The 26,405-nt window shown below is 31.9% G+C and carries 31 protein-coding genes; 21 read left to right on the top strand and 10 right to left on the bottom strand.

Annotated features, from left to right (window positions below; translation table 11 throughout):
* Positions 1-24 precede the first annotated feature (24 nt).
* Positions 25-702, top strand: a complete 678-nt coding sequence (locus tag E5167_RS12945; protein WP_136844580.1) for a DUF2461 domain-containing protein — start codon at positions 25-27, stop codon at positions 700-702.
* Here the strand turns inward: E5167_RS12945 and E5167_RS12940 are convergent.
* Positions 699-1,115: a glyoxalase gene (locus E5167_RS12940; RefSeq protein WP_136844579.1), complete on the bottom strand. Its 417-nt coding sequence runs from the start codon at positions 1,113-1,115 to the stop codon at positions 699-701. The two genes, E5167_RS12945 and E5167_RS12940, sit on opposite strands and share 4 nt — an antisense overlap.
* A 132-nt stretch (positions 1,116-1,247) precedes the next feature.
* Between E5167_RS12940 and E5167_RS12935 the strand changes: the two genes are divergently transcribed.
* The 4 genes from E5167_RS12935 (at position 1,248) to E5167_RS12920 (ending at position 5,019) form a co-directional block, all read left to right on the top strand.
* Positions 1,248-2,141 carry a DUF72 domain-containing protein gene (locus tag E5167_RS12935; protein WP_136844578.1) on the top strand — a complete coding sequence of 298 codons (894 nt, stop codon included), beginning with the start codon at positions 1,248-1,250 and terminating at the stop codon, positions 2,139-2,141.
* A gap of 274 nt (positions 2,142-2,415) precedes the next feature.
* A complete protein-coding gene (gene ftcD, locus E5167_RS12930; RefSeq protein WP_136844577.1) occupies positions 2,416-4,110 on the top strand; it encodes a glutamate formimidoyltransferase in 1,695 nt (564 codons plus the stop codon).
* Positions 4,110-4,496 (top strand): acyl-CoA thioesterase, encoded by a 387-nt coding sequence (locus tag E5167_RS12925; protein ID WP_136844576.1) that lies wholly within the window; start codon positions 4,110-4,112, stop codon positions 4,494-4,496. The genes ftcD and E5167_RS12925 overlap by 1 nt, the downstream gene beginning before the upstream one ends.
* Positions 4,497-4,512: 16 nt before the next feature.
* A complete protein-coding gene (locus E5167_RS12920; RefSeq protein WP_136844575.1) occupies positions 4,513-5,019 on the top strand; it encodes a hypothetical protein in 507 nt (168 codons plus the stop codon).
* 18 nt (positions 5,020-5,037) lie between these two features.
* Here the strand turns inward: E5167_RS12920 and E5167_RS12915 are convergent, their stop codons facing one another.
* From E5167_RS12915 to E5167_RS12905, 3 genes are all read right to left on the bottom strand, one after another.
* Positions 5,038-6,282 carry a mechanosensitive ion channel family protein gene (locus tag E5167_RS12915; RefSeq protein WP_136844574.1) on the bottom strand — a complete coding sequence of 415 codons (1,245 nt, stop codon included), beginning with the start codon at positions 6,280-6,282 and terminating at the stop codon, positions 5,038-5,040.
* Positions 6,282-6,572 carry a DUF3817 domain-containing protein gene (locus E5167_RS12910; protein ID WP_136844573.1) on the bottom strand — a complete coding sequence of 97 codons (291 nt, stop codon included), beginning with the start codon at positions 6,570-6,572 and terminating at the stop codon, positions 6,282-6,284. The genes E5167_RS12915 and E5167_RS12910 overlap by 1 nt, the downstream gene beginning before the upstream one ends.
* 120 nt (positions 6,573-6,692) lie before the next feature.
* Complete coding sequence (locus E5167_RS12905; protein ID WP_136844572.1) at positions 6,693-7,556, bottom strand: OmpA/MotB family protein; 864 nt, start codon at positions 7,554-7,556, stop codon at positions 6,693-6,695.
* Between the two features lie 247 nt (positions 7,557-7,803).
* Between E5167_RS12905 and E5167_RS12900 the strand changes: the two genes are divergently transcribed.
* From E5167_RS12900 to E5167_RS12835, 16 genes are all read left to right on the top strand, one after another.
* Positions 7,804-9,912 (top strand): elongation factor G, encoded by a 2,109-nt coding sequence (locus tag E5167_RS12900; RefSeq protein WP_136844571.1) that lies wholly within the window; start codon positions 7,804-7,806, stop codon positions 9,910-9,912.
* Positions 9,913-9,930: 18 nt separating this feature from the next.
* Positions 9,931-10,311, top strand: a complete 381-nt coding sequence (locus E5167_RS12895) for a hypothetical protein (RefSeq protein ID WP_136844570.1) — start codon at positions 9,931-9,933, stop codon at positions 10,309-10,311.
* Positions 10,312-10,435: 124 nt separating this feature from the next.
* Positions 10,436-11,083 (top strand): class I SAM-dependent methyltransferase, encoded by a 648-nt coding sequence (locus tag E5167_RS12890; RefSeq protein WP_136844569.1) that lies wholly within the window; start codon positions 10,436-10,438, stop codon positions 11,081-11,083.
* 100 nt (positions 11,084-11,183) lie between these two features.
* Positions 11,184-12,311: a hypothetical protein gene (locus tag E5167_RS12885; protein ID WP_136844568.1), complete on the top strand. Its 1,128-nt coding sequence runs from the start codon at positions 11,184-11,186 to the stop codon at positions 12,309-12,311.
* On the top strand, positions 12,308-12,478 hold the full coding sequence (locus tag E5167_RS15445) for a hypothetical protein (protein WP_169301427.1): 171 nt from the start codon (positions 12,308-12,310) through the stop codon (positions 12,476-12,478). The genes E5167_RS12885 and E5167_RS15445 overlap by 4 nt, the downstream gene beginning before the upstream one ends.
* Positions 12,479-12,801: 323 nt before the next feature.
* Positions 12,802-13,056 (top strand): hypothetical protein, encoded by a 255-nt coding sequence (locus E5167_RS12880; protein ID WP_136844567.1) that lies wholly within the window; start codon positions 12,802-12,804, stop codon positions 13,054-13,056.
* A 210-nt stretch (positions 13,057-13,266) separates the two neighbouring features.
* Positions 13,267-13,785, top strand: coding sequence for a hypothetical protein (locus E5167_RS12875; RefSeq protein WP_136844566.1), 519 nt, complete (start codon positions 13,267-13,269; stop codon positions 13,783-13,785).
* Positions 13,782-13,940, top strand: a complete 159-nt coding sequence (locus E5167_RS12870; RefSeq protein WP_136844565.1) for an HTH domain-containing protein — start codon at positions 13,782-13,784, stop codon at positions 13,938-13,940. The genes E5167_RS12875 and E5167_RS12870 overlap by 4 nt, the downstream gene beginning before the upstream one ends.
* Before the next feature lie 174 nt (positions 13,941-14,114).
* Positions 14,115-14,858, top strand: a complete 744-nt coding sequence (locus tag E5167_RS12865) for a hypothetical protein (RefSeq protein WP_136844564.1) — start codon at positions 14,115-14,117, stop codon at positions 14,856-14,858.
* Positions 14,858-15,247, top strand: a complete 390-nt coding sequence (locus tag E5167_RS12860; RefSeq protein WP_136844563.1) for a hypothetical protein — start codon at positions 14,858-14,860, stop codon at positions 15,245-15,247. Before E5167_RS12865 ends, E5167_RS12860 begins: the two co-directional genes overlap by 1 nt.
* Before the next feature lie 22 nt (positions 15,248-15,269).
* Complete coding sequence (locus tag E5167_RS12855; protein WP_136844562.1) at positions 15,270-15,674, top strand: hypothetical protein; 405 nt, start codon at positions 15,270-15,272, stop codon at positions 15,672-15,674.
* A gap of 2 nt (positions 15,675-15,676) precedes the next feature.
* On the top strand, positions 15,677-16,126 hold the full coding sequence (locus E5167_RS12850) for a hypothetical protein (protein ID WP_136844561.1): 450 nt from the start codon (positions 15,677-15,679) through the stop codon (positions 16,124-16,126).
* 97 nt (positions 16,127-16,223) lie between these two features.
* Positions 16,224-16,364 carry a hypothetical protein gene (locus tag E5167_RS15440; protein WP_169301426.1) on the top strand — a complete coding sequence of 47 codons (141 nt, stop codon included), beginning with the start codon at positions 16,224-16,226 and terminating at the stop codon, positions 16,362-16,364.
* Complete coding sequence (locus E5167_RS12845; RefSeq protein ID WP_136844560.1) at positions 16,364-16,834, top strand: glucosaminidase domain-containing protein; 471 nt, start codon at positions 16,364-16,366, stop codon at positions 16,832-16,834. The genes E5167_RS15440 and E5167_RS12845 overlap by 1 nt, the downstream gene beginning before the upstream one ends.
* 1 nt (position 16,835) lies before the next feature.
* Positions 16,836-17,276 carry a hypothetical protein gene (locus tag E5167_RS12840; RefSeq protein ID WP_136844559.1) on the top strand — a complete coding sequence of 147 codons (441 nt, stop codon included), beginning with the start codon at positions 16,836-16,838 and terminating at the stop codon, positions 17,274-17,276.
* A 2-nt stretch (positions 17,277-17,278) separates the two neighbouring features.
* Positions 17,279-18,325 carry a leucine-rich repeat protein gene (locus E5167_RS12835; protein ID WP_136844558.1) on the top strand — a complete coding sequence of 349 codons (1,047 nt, stop codon included), beginning with the start codon at positions 17,279-17,281 and terminating at the stop codon, positions 18,323-18,325.
* 1,472 nt (positions 18,326-19,797) lie between these two features.
* On the opposite strand, the gene E5167_RS12830 is transcribed toward E5167_RS12835, so the two are convergent.
* The 6 genes from E5167_RS12830 to E5167_RS12805 all read right to left on the bottom strand — a co-directional run bounded on the left by E5167_RS12830 (position 19,798) and on the right by E5167_RS12805 (position 26,390).
* The gene (locus E5167_RS12830; RefSeq protein WP_136844557.1) at positions 19,798-21,282 is read right to left on the bottom strand and encodes a hypothetical protein; all 1,485 of its coding nucleotides are present in this window, start codon (positions 21,280-21,282) and stop codon (positions 19,798-19,800) included.
* Complete coding sequence (dcm, locus tag E5167_RS12825) at positions 21,279-23,735, bottom strand: DNA (cytosine-5-)-methyltransferase (RefSeq protein ID WP_136844556.1); 2,457 nt, start codon at positions 23,733-23,735, stop codon at positions 21,279-21,281. Before dcm ends, E5167_RS12830 begins: the two co-directional genes overlap by 4 nt.
* Before the next feature lie 387 nt (positions 23,736-24,122).
* Entirely contained in the window at positions 24,123-24,503 is a 381-nt protein-coding gene (locus tag E5167_RS12820; RefSeq protein WP_136844555.1) for a DUF302 domain-containing protein, read from the bottom strand.
* A gap of 21 nt (positions 24,504-24,524) precedes the next feature.
* Positions 24,525-25,406, bottom strand: coding sequence for a helix-turn-helix domain-containing protein (locus E5167_RS12815; protein ID WP_136844554.1), 882 nt, complete (start codon positions 25,404-25,406; stop codon positions 24,525-24,527).
* A gap of 23 nt (positions 25,407-25,429) precedes the next feature.
* Positions 25,430-25,846 (bottom strand): nuclear transport factor 2 family protein, encoded by a 417-nt coding sequence (locus tag E5167_RS12810; RefSeq protein ID WP_211242156.1) that lies wholly within the window; start codon positions 25,844-25,846, stop codon positions 25,430-25,432.
* Between the two features lie 79 nt (positions 25,847-25,925).
* Complete coding sequence (locus E5167_RS12805; protein WP_211242155.1) at positions 25,926-26,390, bottom strand: YHS domain-containing (seleno)protein; 465 nt, start codon at positions 26,388-26,390, stop codon at positions 25,926-25,928.
* Positions 26,391-26,405: the final 15 nt, after the last annotated feature.

The raw sequence follows: 26,405 nt of genomic DNA, 5'->3' as shown, positions 1-26,405 counted from the left end.
GTATTTTAAACAAAAAAAATTGAAATGAACGAAACAATTCCAAGAGAAGTCTTCTCTTTTTTTAAACGATTAGATAAGAATAATAATCGTGATTGGTTTAATGATAATAAGCCTGAATTTAAAGAGCTAGAGAAAGAAGTAAAACAATTCTATAATCAATTATATGAGCGTTTAAATACGCATGACGAAGTTGATAAACTAAAAATGTTTCGCATTTATCGAGATGTTCGTTTTTCAAAAGACAAAACACCATACAAAACGCACTTTGGTGGTAGTTTTCACCGTAAAAAGCCTGAGTTAAGAGGTGGTTATTATTTACACATACAGCCCAATAATGAAAGTTTTATTGCTACAGGTTTTTGGCAACCTAATAAAGACGACTTATTTAGAATAAGAAAAGAGTTTGAAATGGATGCTAGAGAAATGAGAGCTATCATGAGTAATAAGAAATTCAAATTAGTCTGGGGAGATTTGGTTGGCGACGAGCTAAAAACGGCTCCAAAAGGTTTTGACAAGGAGCATGAAAACATCGACTTAATAAGAAAGAAAATGTACATTTTCACTAGAAAATTTACCGATAAAGAAGTCACCTCAAAAAATTTTCTAAATACTGTTGATGATTCTTTTAAAACTATAAGACCTTTCTTTGATTATATGAGCGATGTGCTTACCACAAACCTAAATGGCGAATCGCTAATTTAAACTGCAGTAAGCGTTCTAGAATCAGAAATAACTTGAACATTATCAATTAAACGTTCTTTTACAATATTCATCATTCGTTTATTAAGAGCTGATGAGTTTTGAATGTATAACTTGTACTCTTCAACAGTAAACATGCCAATAACCATACCTTTAAGACTGTTTCTAAACTTCATGTCTTTATGAATAGTATTACTAATGTAATCAATACGTTTTTCAATAGATAAATCATAAAACACATTTTTGTGTTTTACAATGTAGTTCTTAAAAACTTCAATAAATAAATCATTTTGAAGCTTGATAATTGGACGCAATACTAGGTTTTGAAAACGCTCTTCGGTTGACATTTCGTCATTGATAGTTGTAGTCATAAAATCAGGACGAATACGTTTTAGGTCAAGATCTCTATCAATCATAAGGCAAAGGTTTTGAATAAAAATAAAAAATCTATAAGTCTATATCATGTCATTCATGTATTCGTTGTTAACCATCTTATTAACATTCATAAATTGAGACGTCGATTTCTTATATTTGAAAAAACTAAGAATATGAAATTTGGAAGTGTAGATAACCCTGAAAATATCGATTTTACATTACCTCCAGACCATCCAGATACTAAGCACGTATTGAATAAATTTAAAGAAAACTCAGAGTTTAGCTTGTACGTTGGATGCGCCAAATGGAATAAAGCAGATTTAAAAGGATTTTATCCAAGAGGCACAAAAGATGAATTAGAATATTACTCAACACAGTTCAACTCCATTGAATTAAATGCAACTTTTTATAGGATTTTTCCAGCAGATACGTTTGCAAAATGGTACAGTAAAACACCCAAGAATTTTAAGTTTTTTCCTAAATTAAATCAAGAAATAAGCCATTGGAAACGATTGAACGACGATGTAAAACCAGTTGTAGAAAACTATTTATACAATGCATCCAACCTTAAAGAAAAGCTTGGAACTATCTTCTTGCAAATGCATAATAATTTTGCTCCTAAAGATTTTGATAGAGTAGTAGATTTCGTTGAGAATTGGCCAAAAGAAATTCCACTAGCTATTGAGTTTAGGCATACTAATTGGTATAATGATAAAGCGGTTGCTGGAGAACTATATCAACTATTAGAAGCAAACAACATTTCAAATGTGATTGTAGATACTGCTGGACGACGCGATTTAATGCACATGCGTTTAACAAACAACAACGCTTTTATACGTTATGTTGGTGCTAATCACCAAAGTGATTATAATAGGTTAGATGATTGGATAGAACGTATTGCAGATTGGAAAGAACAGGGAGTAGGTGAAGTTGACTTTTTTGTGCATCAAAACATTGAAAAAGCATCTCCTTTATTGTCTGCTCATTTTATTAAAAATGCCAATAAAGCTTTAGGAACAAATCTTATTATTCCAAGAATGGGAAAAGATACAGAGACATTATTCTAACTTTATTAACCCATTGTACATTTTGACTCATTAAACATTATTTTATGTCAGTTCGAGTGATTTTCGATAGAAAATTGTATAGAGAACACTTCTTTTGAAACAAAAATTTGATTCTCGATACTAATTTCACTTATTCTCAATCGTGAAATTCACTCGAATTGATAAGTTTTAATCAAAATGTACAATGGGTTTTATTATATTTTTTATCATTAAAATTCAAGTATCTTAATAGAATCTTTATCTTTGAAATTAAATACATACGATTCTAATTACTATGCAAAAACAACTTATTGAATGCGTTCCAAATATTAGCGAAGGACGTGATTTAGATAAAATACATACCATAGCCAATACCGTTGAAACTGTTGAAGGCGTGAAGCTTTTAGACGTTGATCCTGGAGCAGCCACAAACAGAACTGTGATTACGTTTGTTGGAGAACCCGAACAGGTTATTAAAGCTGCCTTTATACTTATTAAAAAAGCATCTGAACTTATTGATATGAGTAAGCATAGTGGTGAGCATCCTCGTTTTGGTGCGACAGATGTATGTCCTTTAGTACCTATTTCTGGGATTACCTTAGAGGAAACCGCTAAGTATGCTCAAAAATTAGGAAAACGCGTAGGAGAGGAGTTAGATATTCCTGTATATTTATACGAAAATGCAGCGCAAGAATCTAAACGTGTAAATTTGGCAAATTGTAGAGCTGGAGAATATGAAGGCTTGCCAAAAAAGTTATCTGACCCAAATTGGAAACCAGATTTTGGGCCAGCAGAATTTAATGATAAAGTAGCTTCAACTGGTGCTACGGCTATTTCTGCTAGAGATTTCTTGGTAGCCTATAATGTCAATTTAAATACAACATCTACACGTCGTGCTAATGCCGTTGCATTTGACATTCGTGAGGCTGGACGTGTAAAACGTGAAGGCAATCCAATTACTGGTAAAAAGGTGCTAGACGAAAACGGTGAACCAGTTCGTGTTCCTGGAAAGCTAAAAGCTGTAAAAGGCATAGGTTGGTTTATAGAAGAATATGGTATTGCGCAAATCTCTTATAACCTTACCAATATTAGTATTACCTCAATGCACAAAGCTTTTGATGAAACTTGCAAAGCAGCCGATGAACGAGGTTTGCGTGTCACAGGTTCAGAGTTAATAGGGTTGATTCCTTTAAAAGCGATGTTGGATGCTGGTGATTATTTTTTAAGAAAGCAAAATCGTTCATTAGGTATTTCTGAGGCTGAAAAGATTAAAATTGCTGTAAAATCTTTAGGATTAGACGACTTAAAACCTTTCAATCCTGAAGAAAAAATCATAGAATATGTGCTTAAAAGCAAAGCAGAGAAGAAGTTAATCGACTTTGATTTATCTTCTTTTGCTGAAGAAACAGCCAGTGAATCGATGGCACCAGGAGGTGGTTCTATTTCTGCCTATGTTGGAACTCTAGGCGTATCATTAGGAACAATGGTGGCAAACTTATCGGCTCATAAGCCTGGTTGGGACGACCGTTGGGAAGAGTTTTCGGTTTGGGCAGAAAAAGGGCAAGCATACAAAAATAAATTATTGGCTTTAGTAGATGAAGACACCAATGCCTTTAACGAAATTATTGACGGTTTTAGGATGCCAAAGGGCACTGATGAAGAAAAGAAAGCTAGAAGAGAAGCGATTGAGTCTGCTACAATTTATGCAACCGAAGTGCCTTTATTAGTTATGGAAACTGCTTGTGATTCTATGGAAGTCATGATGGCTATGGCAAAAAATGGTTTACAAAATTCACTATCTGATGCAGGTGTAGGAGCCTTATGTGCAAGAACCGCAGTTTATGGTGCCTATTTTAATGTTCGTATAAATGCTAAAGATATCAAGAACAGAGATACTGCTGAAAAACTCTTGAACAAGGCAAAATCAATATTTAACAAAACGTTAGCAACAGAGAATGAGATGATTGCTTTAATTGATAAAAAGATATGATGAGATTTCATTCACGTAAATGGGTAAAGCCAGAAGATTTAAATCCAAATGGCACGTTGTTTGGTGGTCGCTTATTAGAGTGGATCGATGAAGAAGCTGCTTTATATACTATTATTCAATTGGAAAACTCAAGAATTGTCACTAAATATATATCCGAAATAAACTTTATGAGTTCAGCAAAAGAAGGTGATATTGTTGAATTAGGAATGGAAGTTACAAAATTTGGAAAGTCATCATTAACCCTTAAATGTGAAGCCAGAAATAAAATGACTCGTGAAACTATTTTAACGGTCGATAATATTATTATGGTCAACCTAAATGAGCATGGGAAGCCAACACCTCATGGCAAAACAGAAGTGGAATTTGTAAAAGATAGGTTGAAGTAATCACTAATCATTTCATTTGAAAAGAATATTTATAGTTTTAATTAGTTTAATTGGAAGTGTAGCTTTTGGGCAAGAAAATAATATTGAACACATTAGCCTAATAGCAAATACAATCAAATCCGACTCAACACTTCTATTATTGAAATTTAATTCAACTAATAAGGTTGAAATTGGCATTAATGATGAAGGAGCCTTGAAAGTGTGGAAAAATAAAGAATCAATTTCCAAAATTGTTGAAGAAATTATTTTATCTCAAGGACGATTAACAAAAACCATTTATTTGCATAAGGGTGTACCAATAAAAATAATTGAAAAAGAAGATAGCTTCGGATTTGAAAATGGCAAATTGAATTATAAAAAATTCAAAGAAGAGTTTAGAGCTACTGTGTATATATTTGATTGGGAAAATGATGTAAGTAAAATCGAAAAAACTGGACAAAGAATATTTAGTGAAGGTTCTTGTTCAACTTTTGACTATGAGCCAATAGTTGAAAAAGCAAAAAAATTAGCAATAAAAGATTAAGTAAAAATTTAGAATTTTCTAATTTGATTCCAAAACACCTGTACTTAGTTCATAAACTTCTAAATCAAAATAAGGTACTGCAGCAATTACGTGGTCGAAAATATCAGCCATGATATATTCATAATTTTGCCAACGTTTGTCACTACTAAAAGCATAAACTTCTATTGGAATGCCTTGTGAGGTTGGTGCCAATTGGCGTACCATAATGGTCATGTCTTTGTTAATGGCAGAGTGGTTTTCGATATAGGTTTCAAGGTACTTTCTAAACACACCAAGGTTAGTTAAGTTTCTACCATTTAACAATAAGACTTTGTCTGCATTATTAGTGGTGTTAAACTTTTCAATATCATTTTGCCGTGTTAACAAATAATTTGAAATTATTTGAATATTTTTTAATTTATCAACTTCATTAACAGTTAAATACTTAATACTACTTAACTTAATACTTAATGCACGTTTTATGCGTCTTCCACCAGAAGAAGTCATGCCTCTCCAGTTTTTAAAAGAGTCTGATATTAAAGCATACGTTGGAATGGTAGTAATAGTTTTGTCAAAGTTTTGAACTTTTACGGTTGATAAATTAATTTCAATCACATCACCATCTGCTCCATATTTTTCAAACGTAATCCAATCTCCAATACGTACCATATCGTTTATAGATACTTGAATACTAGCCACAAACCCTAAAATAGTATCTCTAAAAACAAGAATAACAACTGCTGAAGCTGCTCCAAGTCCAGTAATGAATTGTAAAAATTCGACACCTGTTATTATTGCCAAAGCAGAAAGAAAACCAAGAACCCAAGCAAAAATCATAAATACTTGAATAAAACTATCAATAGGTTTATCTTTAAGTCTTGGTAATGTCTTAAAGTAATCTTTTAACGTATTTAAAAAACTACGAACAATCCTTAAGGTTAAAATAATCCCAAAAACTAATAGCGTTTTTTCTATGATATTCTCCCAATAAGGAAAATCTAAAAATACCATTGGCACATACTCAATAGCTACGATTAATGGAATGATATGCGCAACATTGCGAAACACTTTATTTTTCACCATGATATCATCAAAATTAGACTTTGACTTTTCAGCTAGCTTTGAAAACATGGTAAGCAAGATGCGACGAACTATAAAATCTATAATGAATACAAGTATTAATAGCCCAATGAACAATGCTAGCATATTTAAATAACTAGCTGTAGTACTTGACATACCAAGAGAAATAAAATAATCGTAAAGGAGGTGTTTAAAATAATCCATTAACTTATGGCTTTATTGTATTTGCGCTCTAGTATGAACGTACCAAATGGAATAATTGATGCTAATAATACCATTCTGAAATTTGCCTTAAACCATGCGTTTTCTTGCTTTAACATATAGGCTAGCACTACATATAACATAAATAATATGCCATGTGGCATTCCTAACATTTTCACATATTGAGGATCATCACCAAAATATTTAATAGGTGTAGCAATAAAAAGTAATAAAATATACGACACACCTTCTAAAAAGGCTGTGACTCTAAAAATGTTTATAAGTGAAAACATAAATGCTTAATTTAATTCGTACAAAGATATTATAACCTTGTTGTGTACCCAAGTATTTAACAAACAAAAAGCGCATCCTGTTGAATGCGCTTTTTGTTGTGATTTGAGGCTTGTTTTAAATTAATTTCCAACTGTTGAGTCAGACATTAAAGCAAAGAATTTATTAATATTTGGTAAAATTATAATACGAGTTCTTCTGTTTTTTGCTCTGTTTTCTCTTGAATCGTTTTCAACAAGAGGTTGGTAGCTACTACGTCCAGAAGCTATTAACTTTTCAGGAGCAACACCATATTGGTCTTGAAGCTTTCTAACTACCGATGTTGCACGTAACACACTTAAGTCCCAGTTATCGCTAACCTTTGCATTGCTAATGCTTCTAGAATCTGTATGACCTTCAACCATAACATCAATACTAGGTTCAGAATTAATAACATCAGCTAACTTCTGTAAAATAGCATCAGCTTTATTACTTACTCTATAGCTTGCAGTGTTAAATAACAATTTATCTGAAATAGATATCATTACTACCGTTTCATCAATATTGATAGCGATATCTTCATCTTCATTTAAATTTGATGTGTTAATCGTTTTTGTTAAATTATAAGATACAGCTAAATCCATAGAATCTTTTAAAGTATTCGCATTCGCTACTAACTCAGGATCTACATTTTTTAGCGTTTCACGCATCTTTTGCTTTGTATCGTTTGATATCACAGCAACATTAGAAACTGTTTCTAATTTTGCATCATTTTCAATAGTTAACTCTGTATTTAAATCTGTTAACGAATTTATTTTTTTGTTATACTGGTCAACACGCGTTTGAATAGCACTAAATTTAGTTTCTAAGTCTTCTTTTTCGACTCTTGTTTTGGTTAATTCGCTTTTAATTTGTCCGTTTTCAGTCTCTAAAGCAACGTATTTCTTTTTAGATACACATGATGTTAATATCAATCCGCTTAATAGTAGAATTGAGAGTTTTTTCATAATAGTAGTTTTTATGGATTAAATTGTTTTAGTGTATTTACGATGATAACTTAGTTTTGGATTTTTTAACCTGAAAAATTTTCTTCTTTTTATAAATTAAGACGAAATATCATAAGAATTTTGTATCTTATATGTCCATTTGTCTCTAAATACTCCGTGTTCTTTTTTCATTCAATCAATAGCTAACAAAAATCATGTTTTTCATGAATAAATGTGAGTAATTTTATTGAATCTTAAAACTAAACATATGAAAGTATTCGACGATAAGCACATCAAAAATGTCGTTTTTGTTGGTGCACACAATAGTGGTAAAACCACCCTCTCAGAGACCATGCTTTTTGAAGCTGGTCTTATTAATAGAAGAGGTACTGTAGAAGACAAAAATACCGTATCAGATTATCATGACATAGAGCACCAACGCGGTGCTTCTGTTTTTGCTACACCTATGCATACTGAATGGAGAAACTATAAGATAAACATCATAGACACTCCTGGTTTAGATGATTTTATTGGTGAAATTATTTCTTCCATTCGTGTAGCAGATACTGTAGTTAATGTAATAAACGGAAAGCACGGTGTAGAAGTTGGTACCGAAATTATTTGGAATTATATTGATAAATACCACAGACCAACATTGTTTGTAGTGAATCAAATAGATCATCCAGACACCAATTTTGAAGACAATTTTAAGAGTATTAAAAGTTTGGTAGGCAATAATGCAGTTATGATACAATATCCTATTAAAATTGATGGTGCACAATGTATTATTGATGTTTTAAAAATGCGTTGCTACAAATTTAAACCAGAAGGAGGGAAACCTGAGAAAATTGATATTCCTGCAGATGAAATAGATAAAGCAAATAAGCTACATAACGAATTAGTTGAAAAAGCTGCTGAAAATGATGAGAATTTATTAGAACTGTATTTTGAAAAAGGTACTCTTAATGAAGATGAGATGCGTCAAGGAATAAAAGCAGGTATGCTTAATCATGAAGTATTTCCAGTATTTTGTGTGTCAGCACTAAACGATATGGGAACAGGACGTTTAATGGGCTTTATAGATAATGTTGCACCTGCTGCAGCCGATTTAAAGCCTGTACAAAGTAGAGAAGGAGTCACTGTTGAATCTAAAGCCGATGGCGACACAGTATTATTTGTTTTTAAAACATTATATCAGCCTAACTTAGGTCAAATTACATTCTTTAAAGTAAAATCTGGAGAGGTTAATCTTAACGATAAACTAACAAACTCACATACAGGCGAAACAGAAACGCTTAACCAATTATTCATCATGGATGGAAAAAATAGAGAATCTGTTTCTAAGCTTACAGTTGGTGATATTGGTGCTACTCTTAAATTAAAGCACACAGGAACTAACGATACCTTATACAGTGGCAATAAACTTATAAGTATGAAGTATATTCAATACCCTGAACCAAGAATTACTAAGGCCGTAACTGCTGTTAATAAAAATGATGATGAAAAACTTAGTGAAGCCTTAAAACGCATTCATAGCCAAGACCCAACAGTAGTAATTTCATATTCAAAAGAATCAAAAGAACAGTTACTAGGTTGTCAAGGTGAATTACATTTAGCAACGATAGGTTGGGCTTTAAAAAACATTTATGGTGTTGAAGCAGAATTTAGAAAGCCAAAAATTCAATATCGTGAAACTATTCAACGCTCATCCACAGCAAGTTACAGACATAAAAAACAATCTGGTGGCTCTGGACAATTTGCTCAAGTGCATATGAAAATTGAACCTTGGTTCGAAGGAATGCCTGAACCAGAAGGGTTTAATATTCGAGGGAAAGAAGAAGTTAATCTACCGTGGGGAGGAAAACTTATATTTTACAACTGTATTGTTGGTGGTGTTATAGATCAGCGTTATTTACCATCAGTAATGAAAGGTGTGCTGGAGGTTATGGAATCGGGACCACTAACAGGCTCGTTTATTAGAGATGTACGTGTTATGGTATATGATGGCAAAATGCACTCGGTAGATTCTAACGATATATCCTTTAAAATAGCTGGTGCTCATGCATTTAAAGAAGCCTTTTTAAATGCAAAGCCTAAATTATTAGAACCAACCAATGAGCTTACAGTAAAAGTGCCAGAAGAGATGACTGGAAGCGTTATGACAGATTTACAAGCAAGACGCTCGATAATACAAGGGTTTGAAAACTCAGACAATTATCAAATATTAAAATGTATGATTCCAGCCGCCGAATTATTTGGGTATTCAACCGATTTACGTTCGTTAACACAAGGAAGAGCTACTTTTCACTCAGTGTTTTCATCGTATCAACCAGTACCAACAAACGTACAGAAAGCATTAGTAAAAGAAGAAGTTTAACACATAAAAACAAAACACATGCAAGTAAAAGTATCATATTTAAGCGATTTAAAGTTCAATTTAGACACTTGGAAAAGAGAGTTACGTTTTCATTTTAACGAAATGGATACGTTTCAAGAAAAACTGGAAGAAATAGCCAGCAGAGAGTTTGGAAAACAAGCAACAGTACCATTAGAGCAGTTTCAAAACAAAATAATGATTGAGAAAAATGCTATTTCAAAGTTAATGCACAGAATAAGAAATAAAATGGCAAATATTAATAATGCCGATTTTAATGAAACTATAGATGGACGTTTACAAAATGAACAACATACCTTAAAAGAAGACATGCGTACGTATATTAGAATGCATTATGACTTAAAAGAAGATATGATGGATTATTTCCGTGAATGGTTATAACAGTTTAATTAACCAACCTAAAAAGGTCATGTTTTTTTAAGATGTGGCCTTTTTTAATGATTTACAGTCAATATTTAAGAGAATTTTAAGCACACTATAGGTTTAAATATAATATCTTGTGTTAATGAAGCAAACAACCCAACTATTACTATGCTTTTTGTTACCATTATTAAGTTATGGGCAATATTCACAAAACGATTGGAAAGAAAGAGACACATGGATGCCTATTGATACTATGTTTGAATTAGCCGGTATTAAGGAAGGCAAGCATGTTGCAGATATTGGTTGTCATGAAGGCTATTTAACCATTCATTTAGCAAACAGGGTGAGCCATAAGGGTAAAGTGTATGCGGTTGATGTTAGAAATGATAGGTTAGAGCGATTAAAAGACCATCTCAACACTCGAAATTTAAATAATGCATCGGTTATTTTAGGTGATTATGACAACCCTAAATTACCTAAGGAAACATTAGATGTGGTGTTTATTGTTGATACGTACCATGAAATGAGTGATTATGAGCAAATTTTAAAACATGTTTATAATGCATTAAAACCTGGTGGAAAGCTATTAATTTTAGAAAAGCTAAAATCTAGGGTAAAACATGGTACACGAGCAGAACAAACTTATGCGCATACTTTGGGTTCTAATTATGTAAAAGAAGAATTAATCGATGCTAATTTTAAAATAATAAACCAAATAGACGATTTAGGGAATTGGCAAAACGATGAAGATAAAGTAATGTGGTTATTGGTAGCTGAAAAACCTTTTTAGTCAAAACTCTAATAGAATAGAAGGTTTTAAAATATTTTATTTGACATAATATAAATTATAGTACAGTAACTTTGTTTAAGTATTTGACTTACAAATACTTATGTCCGCACCAAATATTCCTATAAACCAAGCCTTAACGGATTCGTTAAGTTTAAAAATCCCTCTTAAGGATTGTAATGTTATAGACAAACGTTTGACGTCTATGACGTGTATCTATTATGAAAGTTTAGATGCTGTTGACTGTGAATTATATCCGCCAAAACCAATAATAATCCAATCAAAAGGAATTACTTTAAGAATTGGACTTGTTGAAATCCCTATTTACGATTCGGATTTAGAAGAAAAAATACCCACGAAATTTATATCGTTAACACTTTCAAGTAAATTGCTTAAACACCGTTATTTTGAAGGGATTAACAGTAGTAATATTAATACTTTATACAATGAGTTTATAGCCTTAAACGTATTTAGATGCTCTTTAGAAACGTTTGTAAACGGTTACGCATCAGATATAGACGTTTGTATCAATTTATATGTAGAACATAGAAACCATTACTTAGACGCTCTTAAACTGCTTATAGTTGATTCAGGAACTAAATCTAAACACATGCATTTAGTCAATACTCCTGACAATCTTGGTTTAAGTATTAATAAACGACAATACGCAAAACCCTCTTTACCATTTATAAAGCTCTATTATAAGGAAGATGAATTATTGTCTAAATCAGCAGAATTTTACAACACGTTTTTGTTTCCAGCCTACGACCCACTAATTAGGAATTTAACAAGAGTTGAAGCAACTATAAAAAACTACGACCATAAGCGAAGATTAGCGCATTATAAAATTTTGCCACAATTCAAGACCTTAAAAGAATATTTAGAGTTCACTCCTAAACAATTAAATGATTTCGTAGTGTTCTCGCTTAAATCTTATATAACACCTCAATACAGGATAAAAAGTCCTCAACTTTCTCCTACTGACCACATAATTTTTGAACTCATCCAAAATTGTATAATAAAAGGCTACGATGAAGACAGTTTGTTACAACTGGTTAACACGTTTCAGTCCAACGACAAAAAATCCACTTATGTAGCACAATCACGCATGAGATTTAAAATCAAAAAGTTAATGGGTCTTATAGTGTTCAAGGACCAAAAGTTACAATCTAAATTAAATTATAATAACCACGTTTTAAGCTATTTAAAACAATTAAACATTAAATTATGAAAACAAACAAATTAACACTTTTCATTGCTTTTTTAAGCACAATAGTTATTCTACTAAACGCAGTCTATATGATTAGTTTAGAATATTACTTCTTAGGCATTACAGCCGCTTTTATTTCAGTTTTATCACTTAACCAAATTTATAGAACCGCAAAAGATGACAAATAAATATCCCACTTCTAAATTAGAGAAAAGAATATGGCTTACTCAAAAGAGGGATGCTATTGAATTGCGCATGAGCCAAGTAACGAACGATAACATTTACAACTCGTTACAAAGACAATTAAACTATGTCAATTTAAGGCTAAAACACTATTAAACTATGAACTATCAAACTTCAATTTTAGACATAACAGATTTAGAATATATAAAACATTTCTACGTCATAGACCATGAAGTTATAAAACCAAACAATTAAAAAATGATAGCAAAATTTAAAAATATTTTTCTCCAGGTCAAAAGAAATGCTATCAAAATAAAATATCAAAATCATGAAAACACTCACTATTAGAAAACTTTCAAGCAAAGCAGAAAAACAATTAAAATCATTGCAGAAAAACTGTGATGAAATCAATACAAATTCACGTGCTATCGAGTACGTTTTGGAACGTCATTATTTAATAGAAGCTACAAACGAAAAGAACGCACTCTTAAACCGTGAAAACCACGCTTTAAGACTAGAGTTAACCGAGCTTAAAAACGCCTTTAGAACCATTTTAAAATTAACCCAAAACGCCGACCTATGATAGTCGGCGAAAATTAACAAATATGTTAAGAACTAAAAATCAAAATAACGTCAAAACCACTGTATTTACTGTAAAAAAATGCAATCATTGTAAATGGCAAAAATTCGTGGATATTTTCAGTTTAAAAAACGTCTATTGTTCACGTTGGAATGAGGTGTTTGAAAAGACATATTCATGCAATGAATTCAAATCGATAATACCACCAAAAAAATGAAAAAATCACTATTGATAATATCGCTTATTTTACCCTTAATTTGCCAATCACAGCAAAATTACCATAAATCGATTTTGCTATCATTTTACAATGATGCTCGTTTAATGATGTTGGGTGACCAAAAAAACAATAAGCCACTTACCTATAATGCAATTTATAGATTGAAGTTAAAAAACTTTAGGGATTCAGACGGTTACATTTTTATTTTCCCTGAATATGAACATGCTTTTTTGAACTCCTACAAATATGAAAGGTTTTCGGCTGGTATTGGTTATGCCTTTGACAATATCATAAATCGTTTTGAACTAGCTCCCTCTATCACTTATGGTTGGATTAATAGGTTGGTGACCACTAGGTCATTATCCATAAACTTAGAAACTGTTTACAAATTTAAAAACTTCAATATATCACTAATGGCGCAATATACCGAACGTACAGACTTACAATATCTGTATAACGATTACTTATGGCGTTTGAGTGGTTTTATCGGATTGGAAATTAAAATACTTGAATGATGACCCTATTAACTGCCAAAGACATTATGCATCAATTACAATGCTCACGTGCAACTGCCTATCGTTACATTTCAGAAATAAAGGAAACATACGATATCAAAACAAAGCGCATAACACAGGACCATTTAAACCTATATTTTGGTATTGTTGATTAAAAAAAAAGTACTTAAAAGTACTCATTAGTACTCAAAAGTACTCAAAAATACTAAGCGCATGTATTTATTGATGTAATTAGCATTCAATAAATGTTTAATAGCGTTTTCATGATTGCGGGGTGTTCGGTCAAATGTGCTCCGCTTTTATGAAATCTTCAAGCAAATTTTTAGTAAATGGAAATTTATAATGCAACTGCCAAAACTAAATCAGGTGAATTGAGAGTAACCAAAGGTATTGGCGCACTATTAATCACTTCTTCAAGAAAAGTAAGTGAATTGGTAAATGAAAAAATTACTGTTTTTGTTGAACGTCAAGACGGTAATGTAAAGATATTGAATAAGGTTCTTTTAAAGGATTTTATTCTTGCATCAACTTTTGCGGATGGTCTCGTTGCAGGTGATACTGCTAATTCTGTGGGGTTATCAGCATTATGTGAGATAGCCAAGTTTGTGAATATGCAGACTGGTGAGAGTTCAGGTGGTGCAATTCCTCTAGCAGGCGACGAGGTTATTATTGTTGAATTGACAGATTTAGTATCTGCTCAAACATATACCGTAAATGGTATTGAATATCCTCAAATTGCGAATGCTTTTGTTAGTTCAGAAAGAAAAACAATCAATTCAGATGAAACCGTAAGGGAATTGATTGTACAACATCGTAATGTTATGGTGTTGGGTTCTAAATCAGTTTTGGAGTCTATCGATATGCGTTTTAGTAATGGTCGTAATGTTACCTACACTAAAAAAGAAATCGAAGCCATTTCAAATGATGTAGAGGGTATTTTCGGTTTTGACATCGACGGAACTGTTTATAGTGATGCAGGGTCTTCTTTGGTCATTCCTTTGGTAGAAGTAGACAGTATTCAGATTGAAAAAACTGCTGGAACTTCAATGGAGTTAACTTTAATGAGTGTGTAATGTACGATGAAAGTTTGCTACATGATAAATCTGACGGTTTACTAGGTGATGACTCTGGAGGAGGTTATAAATATCCTATACCCACCCCAATATTGCCAAAGTCACCCGATTCAATTATAGAACCAATTAGGGATATTTCCGAATTAGAAAAAGAAGTACCTAGCAAAGAAGATTTTTCAGAGCCACGTACTTACATAAAACCTAAAAAGGTATCAAGCGGTTCATTTACTGCGCCTTTTGGAGCTGTTAAAGGAGTGGCACAAACAACAACGGATGAAAAACGAAATTTTATGAAAGAATTTTGGGACAAATACAAAAAGTACATAATACCGTCTTTAGTTACCCTTTTATTGATTGTGGTGATTTACAAGGTATTCAAAAAGAAGTAAAGTTTAATTTAATATAATTCAAATGGGTTTATTTGGTAATCTATTTAAGAAAAAAAAGGGAGGAACTTTTTTTGGGAATCTCTTAAGAGGAGTTTCAAGTGCCGCAACTGGTGGTATACTTGGTAGTGGTGCAGGTCTTGCAAAGTGGGAAGCAGAGCAAAATCAAAAAGAGTATGATGCCGCTGTAAAGAAACAAGCGCAGGAAATGTTGAAAAACAACCCTGCTTACAATGCAGGTCGGAATCTTGGTGAACCTTACGCAGGGGCTATTAACCAAGCTGTCAATAATTCAGAAGCTGCTAAAGAACTTCAAAATCAGCAAGTAAAAGCATGGTTCAAACGTAATTGGTATTACTTGGTCGGTGCTATTGTTGTCATTGGTGGTATTTGGTGGTATATGAAAAAAGGTGGTAAAAAAGTGTATTAATTATGGCGTATTACAAAAAAAACAGCTACGGCGGAAACAATTATAACCGTTACAATAACCGTAATAATTACGGTGGTAATAACTATAATAATAATCAACAGCCTGCTAAGCGTTCAGGTGCAAAATACTCAAAGATTGCCAAAGGTAAATTTAAGGGTGGCACTATTATAAACGCTTGGAACAAATCACGTTCAAAAGGTATGTTATTGGCAAAAGTTGCTCCTTATAAGGGTACGAAGCAATATAAAAATGCTAAAGGCGAGGAAAAACAAACTATGATGTGTGAGTTGACTTATGTTAATTCAGGACATACACGTTTAATCCCTTGTAGTATCAACCTAGAAACGCAAGTTGTTGCACTTCCTGAAATTGGTATGGTTATTACGCCAAATGGACGTGGTGTAACATCAACAGGAAAGAAAGTGACAGGCTATTTTGGAAAGTTCAACTAATGTTAGTTGAATTTTTCATTGGTGTTTTGTTGGGTGTTATTGCAACATCTACTGCTCTATATATAATTAGTGTAATTAACGATATCAAAAGAAAATAATGAAATCAGTTATTAATTTATTCAAACTAGCCATTAAGTATGGTGCATTAGTAATGGCAATAATCAAAGTGATTGAATTTGCTATTGATGAATTTGAAAAATTGGATTTATCAAAAGACAAGAAAAAAGTTAACGTATAATGTTGTTTAGGCTTAAAATATGGCTTTATATATGGTTGTTAAAGAACCTTTATGGATATACTAAAGTAAGTGTAAAGTTATTGTTTGCTCAATCATGGCACGAAACAGGAAATTTTAAAAGTGAGGTTTTTAAGCAAAATAATAATCTTTTCGGAATGCGTCACCCAAAAGTACGTAAAACCTACAGTAAAGGTTCTAACCTTAGCCATGCGGTTTTTAAGAGTCATTTCGATAGTGTGCGCGACTATTTTGAACGTCAAAAAAACTTTGGAATTTCTAATACAGGTGATACAAACTATTCTTTAGAAACAGTTGCAAGTAATTATGCAACTGACCCAAATTATTTACAGAAGTGGCAAAATGTAAAAAAGACAATAAAAGCACCTACCAATAACATGTTTCTGCTTGGCGGACTTTTTTTTTTGGTACTCCTAACGGTTTTAATTTACAAACGAACAAAGAAATTTTAATATGAACTTCATAAAAAAATACTGGTCTTATATTTTAGGTGCAATACTCCTACTCTATTTAGTCATACGTTATTATAAAATCGTTAGCGGTAAAAATTTTGAAGACTTACCACAATCAGACAAATTAAGTCAAACAGGGTCAACCCTTACAGATGAGCAGTCTAAAGTCATTGCAGACAATTTGTATAAAGCAATGGTTTCTTACTTATGGGGAACGGATGAAAAAATCATTTTCAATGAATTTGCAAAATTAAAATCAGGTGCGGACTTCAATAAGGTTTACAATGCTTTTGGTTTAAGACAATATTCCACAACTTGGGGTAATGTTGGTGACCCTTTTACAAGTGAAAAGCACAATTTAATTACAATTTTAACTAACGAGCTAACCAGTAAAGAGCAAAATAAATTAAGAGCTTCTAACCCTTATTTAAGTATATTTTAGTTATGTATTTAGTATATCTGGATGAAAATTTTGAGATGCACAAAGTAGATGTTTCATTGTCTGCTACAACTTTTACAAGTGACGTCATCAATAGACAGAGTATTTTGATTGGGTTTTATGCTAATGGTCGTAAATACAATGTAAAGACATTTGATGAAATAGAGCAAATGCTGTGTTTGGACGGTTTTAAAGGCATTGCTCCCCTTAATTCAAGTTATTTCAACAATGAAGGTAGGGTTGTTCAATTCTCGTTAAATGATGTTGTACAGGTGTTACCGCATACAGAGCCATTAGATGATGCAAGGGAATCATTGGCGGATTTTACCGCTATAAATGGTTCTCATTTGGTATTAAAAGGAGTGGGCGGAACTATTACCACAAAGGCTTTATTAGCTGCAAAATTCAGTTTTACTGAAGCTCAAATACTAGATTTTGTAATATTAAATGGTAATGTTTACGCAAATATTGACAATTCAGATTATGAAACAAATTCTGCCGCTTTTTCAGGGGATTTAGATATAACTTCTATTATAGAATCAAATGAATCTTTAACGGAAATTAAAACGTCAAGTGGTTTTCAAAATGCTACATCCTTAGAAGAGGTAAACTGTAAAGGATTAGAAGTCATAGGTGATTCCGCTTTTCATGGCTGTACAGCTTTAAAACCTTCAAAAATTAACATGCCAAATGTACAGACTTTAGGTGCTTTTTGTTTTAAATTGTTAGCTAATGAATCTAGTTATAATTGGGTTTTGCCAAAAGTAACCTCAATTAGTAGTTCTTTTGGTGAGTGTGTTTTTGATATTAGTTTGCCTGCTTTAACGGATTTAACAGGTTCTGCAAGTGCTTTTTTCAAATTTAATGGCGTTATAGATTTGCCAAACGTTACCTCAATGGGTGACCCTGCAACCAATACAGGTATTTTTACGAGTATTATAGCAACTAGTACTTTAAAATTAAATAGTGTCCTAGCTACAAATAATGGAGGTGGCGAGGATGCAGATGTCGCTTATGCCCGTGGTAGAGGATGTACTATTATTTACTATTAAATTTTCCCTTACCCCTAGAGTAGGGGAGAAGTTACACCGATAAAAGAGTACTACTCACCTCCTACTTGCATATTTCTTGGTTGTATTACATGATCGTAAAATGATAGCAAAATTTTTATGATCAAACTAGGATCCTGAACAGATCAAACAAAAAATGCTATCAAAATCAACTTAGATTCTTGGATCAGGACAAATAAAATGCTATCAAAATTTATTCCTGAATATTTAAAATATTTTCCTTATTTTTGGATTGTCTAAATTCAATTATCATTAATAAATAACATATAGTTATGAAACATTTATCCGCAAACAAACATTTATTTTTTATTTTTTTTGGTTGGTTCTTGCCGAAAGAACAAATAAACCGAACGTAGCACGTGACTTGTTTTAACTTTTACAATCATTAGCTATTTTAAGGTTTATATCTGTCTCAGCTTGCCTGAGCTTATAAACCAAAATAGCGACATTCGTAAAGGGTTAAATCAAAGTTGTTTAATCATAAAAAAAACGCTACCTATTTGAAGTGTCTAAATTCGAAGATAGCGTTCTATATCATTAATAGTTTTTCAACTATGAAACACATTAAAGTTTTAACTAAAATGCTTAAGCAAATATATAAAAAATTTGTTTTACTTACTATAAATTATAGTACATATATACAGTAATTTCTGTATAGCCATATTTCAGGCTATTTAGCATAATTGTAGATATAGTGCCTTTAGGTCTATATCGTCAAAAATTATGTTAAAAGAAATTACGGCTAATTTACTTGTAGGTTTATTTGATAGCTATAATGTAGTATTATGTAAAATATCCCAGAAGCATTCGTTTTCATAAAAATAATTGGAACTTGGGTCATTAAACTATTAAGCGGTTTGCTTCACAGAGTTTTTAAAACATTATGTATCTATAATTTGCCGTTATGTAAAATAGCCGCTACCAAACGCTCGATTGTTTTATAAAATCAAATTGTTACCACAATTTATTTTACACACAAATACGAAGTATTCATGAGCTCCAAAATTTAAAATAAAAATCTGGCGAATAATTATCCATCGCTTGCCAGCGCCAAAATAAAAGCTAACCTTTTTGCTCTTATTAAAAATCACGTATTCGATAAAATGTCCGTAATAAAAAATTTTAGACGATTCTCGTCAAGTTGCCACAAGAGTATAAAATTTCTCTGCGAGTAAATTTCTATACACTTGTTCTATTTAGAACTTAAATTAAAGTTTTCTTTTTGTGCATTATCTTTTGCCTTGATGCAAAAGAAACAAAAAATCAAGGCTTCATATAATTTTGGAAACAATTAACGACTCGCTCCACTATATTTTAGGAAACATTTGAACTATTTAAGATTGTGTTGAAGTATTATGTAAAATAGAAATGCTTAATAAACTTTATTACTAAACCCCTAAAATATGGTCGTTCCACTCATCTATTGTTTTGACCAAAATTTTATGAGGCCAAGTTTAAACTTCAAATTCCAAATATTCTTGTAATAGTGGCCAATTTATTTCTAACCCTAATCCTATTCTAAATTTCGAAACAAAATCAAATTTTCTCAATATAGATAACTCTGCCTGAAAAGGTTTTCTTTCAACTCCTCCTCTTAAAGTGGCAGTATTCATAACTTTTAGGTTATTAGCCAATTCTTCCTTTATCCAATTTAAATAATCAACATTTTGAAATTCTAATCTGTTATCTCTTGCTGCGTTTCTTGCGGTAAACTCTAATGGTGATGATTTAAGGCGTGTTTCGGATAATTTATATATATAATGCAAAAAAGCTGCTAACCCTCCATTTTTTAACAAGGTAGATCCAAAAATTAACTTTGGTGTTCCAGTAGCACTATCTCCACTCCTTTCACATGCATCAACAAATTTGTATCCTAAATCACTTGGTTTTCCATCATCATCAAGAAAACCTAAATGCTCTAATGAAGAATCAATGTCTTCTCTGTAGCTATGGGCTCGGTCATGAATATTTCTTGCAAAATCCTCCCATGCTTCATCTTCCGTTATTTCATTTGCATTAAGGCTATTGACCAATCTATTTTTTTTAGAATTACTCTTACCACTAAAGAATTTCTTCCAATCTCTACCATTTATATGTTTAAGTTTTGTTGGAACGTCTACCAAAGTATAATCATTATTATTTTTTTCATATAAAGTAGCGACTTCCCTAAATAAGATATAATTAACCCAGAATGTTCTCCAAACAACATCATGAAATATTTCTCCAGAAGTGTATGTTAAATATCTCAATGGGTCAGCTCCAGGTGAAATTCTTTGAACTGCATCTAAAAGTTCTTGAGGAACATTCAAAATTGGTTCTTCTAATAAATTGGCTTTTAAAGTTTTTGCACATTGGAGATATCTAAAAAAAGCATCTGGTTCACTACTTCCTTCTCTTAAATGAGCCCATTGAGTATTAGATTTTTGACCTGACAAAGCAGTATTTGGTTGCAAAAAATTTGCAAAACTTAAATTTATATTCCTATGGCATAATAGTTTTCCATGAAATGGTGAAGTCGCAGAAGTATCTGGAGTATCATAAGAATAAACTCCAATAGGTAAATCTGGATTAACATTATTCAATACCTCTTGAACATAGTTGCCAGGAGTTTCATGAGTAGCATATATCCTTGGTATAACTATTACTGAAGCAGAATAACCCTTGGTAGGATGAATGTATGCTTGACTTTGTCCAATAGCTGTAAGAATTCCATGTAATCCCTCATTTATTCTTTTCAATTCTAAAGCCACCTCATATCTATTATTTCTATAATCAACGCTCAATCTTCCATCTGGTATTGGCCAATTCCTTCCACTTTCACGATTTGCAAAAATTTCAAATTCACCTTCTGGTTCCGTAAGAAAACATTCTGTAGAATTTTCTTTATACTTCTTTGCTAATTCAGAAGTCGCCCAAGATGCATATAAATCATGGCTCATACTTTTTCAAAATTAAGTTCTAATTCAACATTTTCAGGTTTTTCTAATTGTGCATACCAAGCTGATTTAGGAACTTCACCAGGGAACCAATTATTTTTCTCCGCTTTTTTTATACACTCGCCTAAAATTTCTGCTAATAATGGAGGAAAAGCATTTCCTACTTGTATACATTGATTCTGTCTACTTCCCATGAACTCAATTTCATCAGGAAATGTTTGAATACGAGCAGCTTCTCTTACTGTTAATGCTCTATTTAACCATGGATGAATTGGAAAAGCATTATGTCCAGGAACCATAGTTGTTGAAGCTTGGTTTCTGTGTAGTCTTTTGAAAACATGGCTATAATTTTTTACTTTATCAGTACGATACCCTTTTTGTAAATGTTCTGGCAATTTATCAACATTAAGTTTTTTTCCCTCTTCAATGTGTTTGTATCTCTCTACTAATAAAGGTTTATGCTTCATTGGAACATGACAAGTTTGTTTTTCATAAGATGATTCTTTGGCTAAATCTGTTATAACTTCACCAACAGTTCTATATTTATTTTGCCAGTCTTTTGGCGTTTCAAAATACTTTTTCTTTGGCCATGGGATAATATGTCCAGTTCTATTTCCAATTATTACTAATCTTTTTCTTTTTTGAGGAACTCCATAGTCAGCAGCATTCAAAATTTTAAATTCAGTATTATCATAACCAATATTTTTAAATTCTTCAATTAAGGATTTTAAAAACAACCCTTTATCCAAATTTGCAAGACCAGATACGTTTTCCATTAAAAACCATCTCGGTCTAATTTTATTCACTATGTCTAAGAACGAATACACAAGCGCATTTCTTGGATCCGAATGTGGATTATACCCTTTAGTATTTACAAATCTTCTCTTTCCAAACATTGAAAAACCTTGACATGGAGGTCCACCAACTATTAATCCAATATCTTCATTTTCAAACTTATCTAAAATCAATTTTTTTGATTCCTCAAGCGCTAAATCGGAGCTAACAAAAGGGATAAAAGGAAAATTCTCTTTATGAGTTTCGGCTACAGATTTATTAAAGTCTGCACTTAACAGGGGTTTCCATCCAGATTTTGAAAATCCTATGGTAAACCCTCCTGCTCCACAAAACAAGTCAATAAAGCCATCTTTGGCTTTTAACTTCTTTAATTTCTTATATGGTATGATTTTATCATTAAACTTATCTTCTTTTGATTCTTGGATTAAAAGGACTTGTTTATCTGCTTCTTCTAATTTAGTATCTCCATTTAAATGATTAATAACCTCTTTCCCAATTAGTTCAGCCATTAAAGGAGGTACCGCATTTCCAACTAATATGCACTGTCTACGTCTATCACCAACAAACTTATGAGTATCGGGAAAGGTTTGTATTCTTGCAGCTTCTCTTGGTGTAAGACTTCTATTTAAAGTTGGGTGAACTGGAAATGCATTATTTCCAGGGACCATGGTCAACGATGGCTTTTTCCTATCCAGTCTTTTATAGGTGTTTCCAAAATTTTTACGTCGAATTTCCTTTGGTAATTCTTCAGGAGCAGGCAACCTACCTCCTTCTGGTATATATTTATATCTTTCTACAACTTTATCAGAATGATTTAGTGCTAAATGATTTTCACAAAAATTCGTTCCCTTTTTAACTAAATCATTTATAGCTTTACCAACTGTATTATAAGGAGTCAATTTTTTTTCATTTCCATGTGTAATTGTTGGAAACTTAAATGGTTGGTCATTTTTTGTTCCAAAAATAAATACACGTTCTCTAAATTGTGGAACTCCATAATCTGCTGTATTTAAAATCTTTTCATATACTTTATAACCTAAATTCGAAAACTCCTTTATAATATTATCTCTGAATTGCCCTTTATACATGGTCGTCAAAGCTTTTACATTCTCGAAAACAAAAGCCTTTGGATTTAATTCAGATACTAATCTTACATAATGATTGAACAATACATTCCTTGGATCTGCTGACATTTTAGTTCCAAGCGTAGAGAAACCTTGACAAGGTGGTCCGCCAAAAATGACATCTGGCTTTTTATTATTAGCTAATTGCAAAAGTTTTTTAGACTCTACTTTTCTTATATCTTCTAAAAGAAAAGGTAGATTAGGCCAGTTTCTTTTGTGTGTTTTTTCAGCTGTAGGTTCAATATCATTAGCTACAAGTATATCAAAATACTTTTCCATACCCAAGTGAAAACCTCCACCACCAGCAAAAAGCGCATAAGCCGTAGGCTTTTCTTCATGCAAAATTTTATCTAAAAGTTTTTTGTCATGATTGCTGGATAATTTTTTTAATTGTTCAATTTGCTTTTTTCTTGGTTTGGATTTATCGTTTTCCCACCTATTTATAGTTGTGAATGAAACTTCAAACTCTTTAGCAAATAACTCTTGTGAGAGCGCCGAATTAAGGCGTATTTTTTTTATAAATTCTCCTAATGTCATTAACCGTGTATTTTTTTAAACGCTATAGCAATAATAATAATACACAGATTACAATCCTAATCCTTTTTTTATTTTTTATACCAACTTAATTAACCATTCCACACACATTACACTACTCTCCTACTGTCGCTGCGTGTAAAGAGTGTTCCATTTACATCGTAAAGAAACTTTTGGAGTAAAATTTTTTAAAAAAATATAGAAGGACTTTCGCTTTTAACCAAAGCTCAAGTTACATAACGCAGAACATTATAGTACAAATATTCACTATTAGGTCGTGTTTCGTCGAATCTACCACGGTAAAGCAGTTCGAGGTTTCTATTAAATACAAATAAGTCTGCACTCTGCCTATTTGCATAACTAAACGAAATAGACTTTAATTTAAATTACCTATAAATCCTCAAGTAATGCTTGAACACGCTCTAACAACTCTTCTTTTATAGAGTTTTTAAGATTATAATCTGTTAAGTTTTTAGCAGGATTTTGATAACTAATACTAGTAGTACGTTCACCTTTGTAACTAATAACAAACTTTAAAGGAATATCATTAATAGCTAAATAGTCACTGTCCATAATTTGTGAGATATACTTTGGATCAAAAAACAGCAACTGTTTTAATGGAGCTATATCAATGCCATGTTTTGAAACTATTTGTGTAGTATCGATTTCGTGTAACAATAAAAACCCATGGCTAACTATTTGTTCTTTTATGGTATTATAGGCTTCCAAAAAAGACGTATTTAAAACCTTTTCTTGTACTGTAAATTTCATGATTAATTTGGCGTGGGTTATTTAACTACTTGCTCGAGCAAAACCTACTGTTTCCCTATATATTGTTGGGGAAATATCGGCTTTATTTTTAAAGAATCGGCTAAAATAATGTTCGTCATCGTAACCTAACGTATAAGCGATTTCCTTTACAGATTTATTTGTTAAGTATAACTCTCTTTTTGCCTCAATTATAATTCTTTCAGAAATTAAATTGGTTAAGGTTTTGTTGAAATGATTTTTTGTAATCTTAGCTAAAGCTTTTGGGCTTATATTTAATAACTCGGCATATTCACTAGCTGAATGCTTGGTTTTATAATGAGTTTCTATGAGGTTTTTTAACTTTTGAAGCTTAAAGGGTTCATTACTGTCTGGAACTGTAGTTAAAACTTCAGGTTGTTGCTGCACTTTTGCTCTAGAGGCATTGATTAAAAATATTTTTAAATAAGAAACCAATAATTCATATTGAGCTAAATCCGACTTTTGTACCTCTGTTTTCATATGTGAAATGAGCATTTCAAAATCTTTTCGTGTATCATCATGAACACACAACATTGGCGGATTGTAAATGTTGTTAAAAAGCACACCATTACAGGCTACTTGTTCGTGATGTTTATGAATACAAAAAAAATCGGGATGAAAATTTAACACAACACCCTCTAACTGTTCCTTTTCAATAAACATAAAGGGCTGATAAGGTGTTATAGCAAACATAGTATCTTGAGTAAAATTATATTCTGTAAAATCTACCTTGGCTACACCACTTCCCTTTTTTATCCATACTAAAGAATAGTAATTATAACGATTAACATCATCAAATTGACAATTGCCTTCAAAAGAAAAAAGCTTAAACGCTAAGTTATCTGTTTGTTTGTTAATGAGTGTGTATGTGTTATATATTTCCATGCTGTAAAATTATTAATTTATAGTTATAGTTTTCTTTCTGTCGGATTTATTGAAAGATAATTAATACTGGCATAGCGTTTTTTCATTAAGCCATTTTTATCGAATTCCCAATTTTCATTCCCATAAGCTCTAAACCATTGACCTTCATTGTTTTGAAATTCATATTCAAAGCGCACAGCAATTTTATTATCTGTAAAAGCCCATAAATCTTTTTTTAGCTTATAGTTTAGTTCGTGTTGCCACTTATTGGTAAGAAAGGCTACAACATCTTCTCTTCCATTAATAAACTCTGATTTATTTCTCCAAGCAGTGTCTATTGTATAAGCTTTAGATACCTTCTCAGGGTTTTTGCTATTCCAAGCATCTTCAGCCATTTGTACTTTTTCTCTTGCTGTTTTTTCCGTGAATGGTGGTATCGGATATTTTTTTTCTATTGTCATAGTATATGTTTTTAAAAATTTTAAAAAAAAAGGACAAGTGCATCAAAAGATTACACTTGCCCAAACATGAAAATCACTACTACATATTTTTGACTTTTCCCCAATTTTTATGGGCAGCCATATGTAATTCTGTTGTTCGTTTGTTCCAATCTAAAATAGTATTAAATTGTTCTCCGTTAAATGGAGCGTTGAAAAACAAGTATAGTTTTCCATCTATAATATCGTATGATTCTGGATCTATTGGGAATTTAGCTGATTTAGCTCCAACACCCCAAGCACAATACCCTCCAAATTGTGGTAAATAACGTTCTGGAGATTTTTGAAATGCTGCTCTATTAGCCTTAGTATGGAAATAGTAAGTTATTCCTTTATTTTGAGCTGAAAAGCTTTCAAAACCTCTTTTTGCTTCACCAGAGAAGTAAGATACTACATCATAACCTCCAATGGCTACTTTGTTCTTATCAACTGGTGGAATTTGAGCATCAACACTGTTACCTATAGCTAGTATAGTAACCAAACTTAAAATTAATTTTATAGTTTTCATTTTATTTTTTTTAGA

The sequence above is a fragment of the Pontimicrobium aquaticum genome (assembly GCF_005047595.1).
Taxonomy (GTDB): domain Bacteria; phylum Bacteroidota; class Bacteroidia; order Flavobacteriales; family Flavobacteriaceae; genus Pontimicrobium; species Pontimicrobium aquaticum.
The sequence above is the reverse complement of the archived record's forward strand: the minus strand, read 5'-3'. Positions and strand labels throughout refer to the sequence as shown.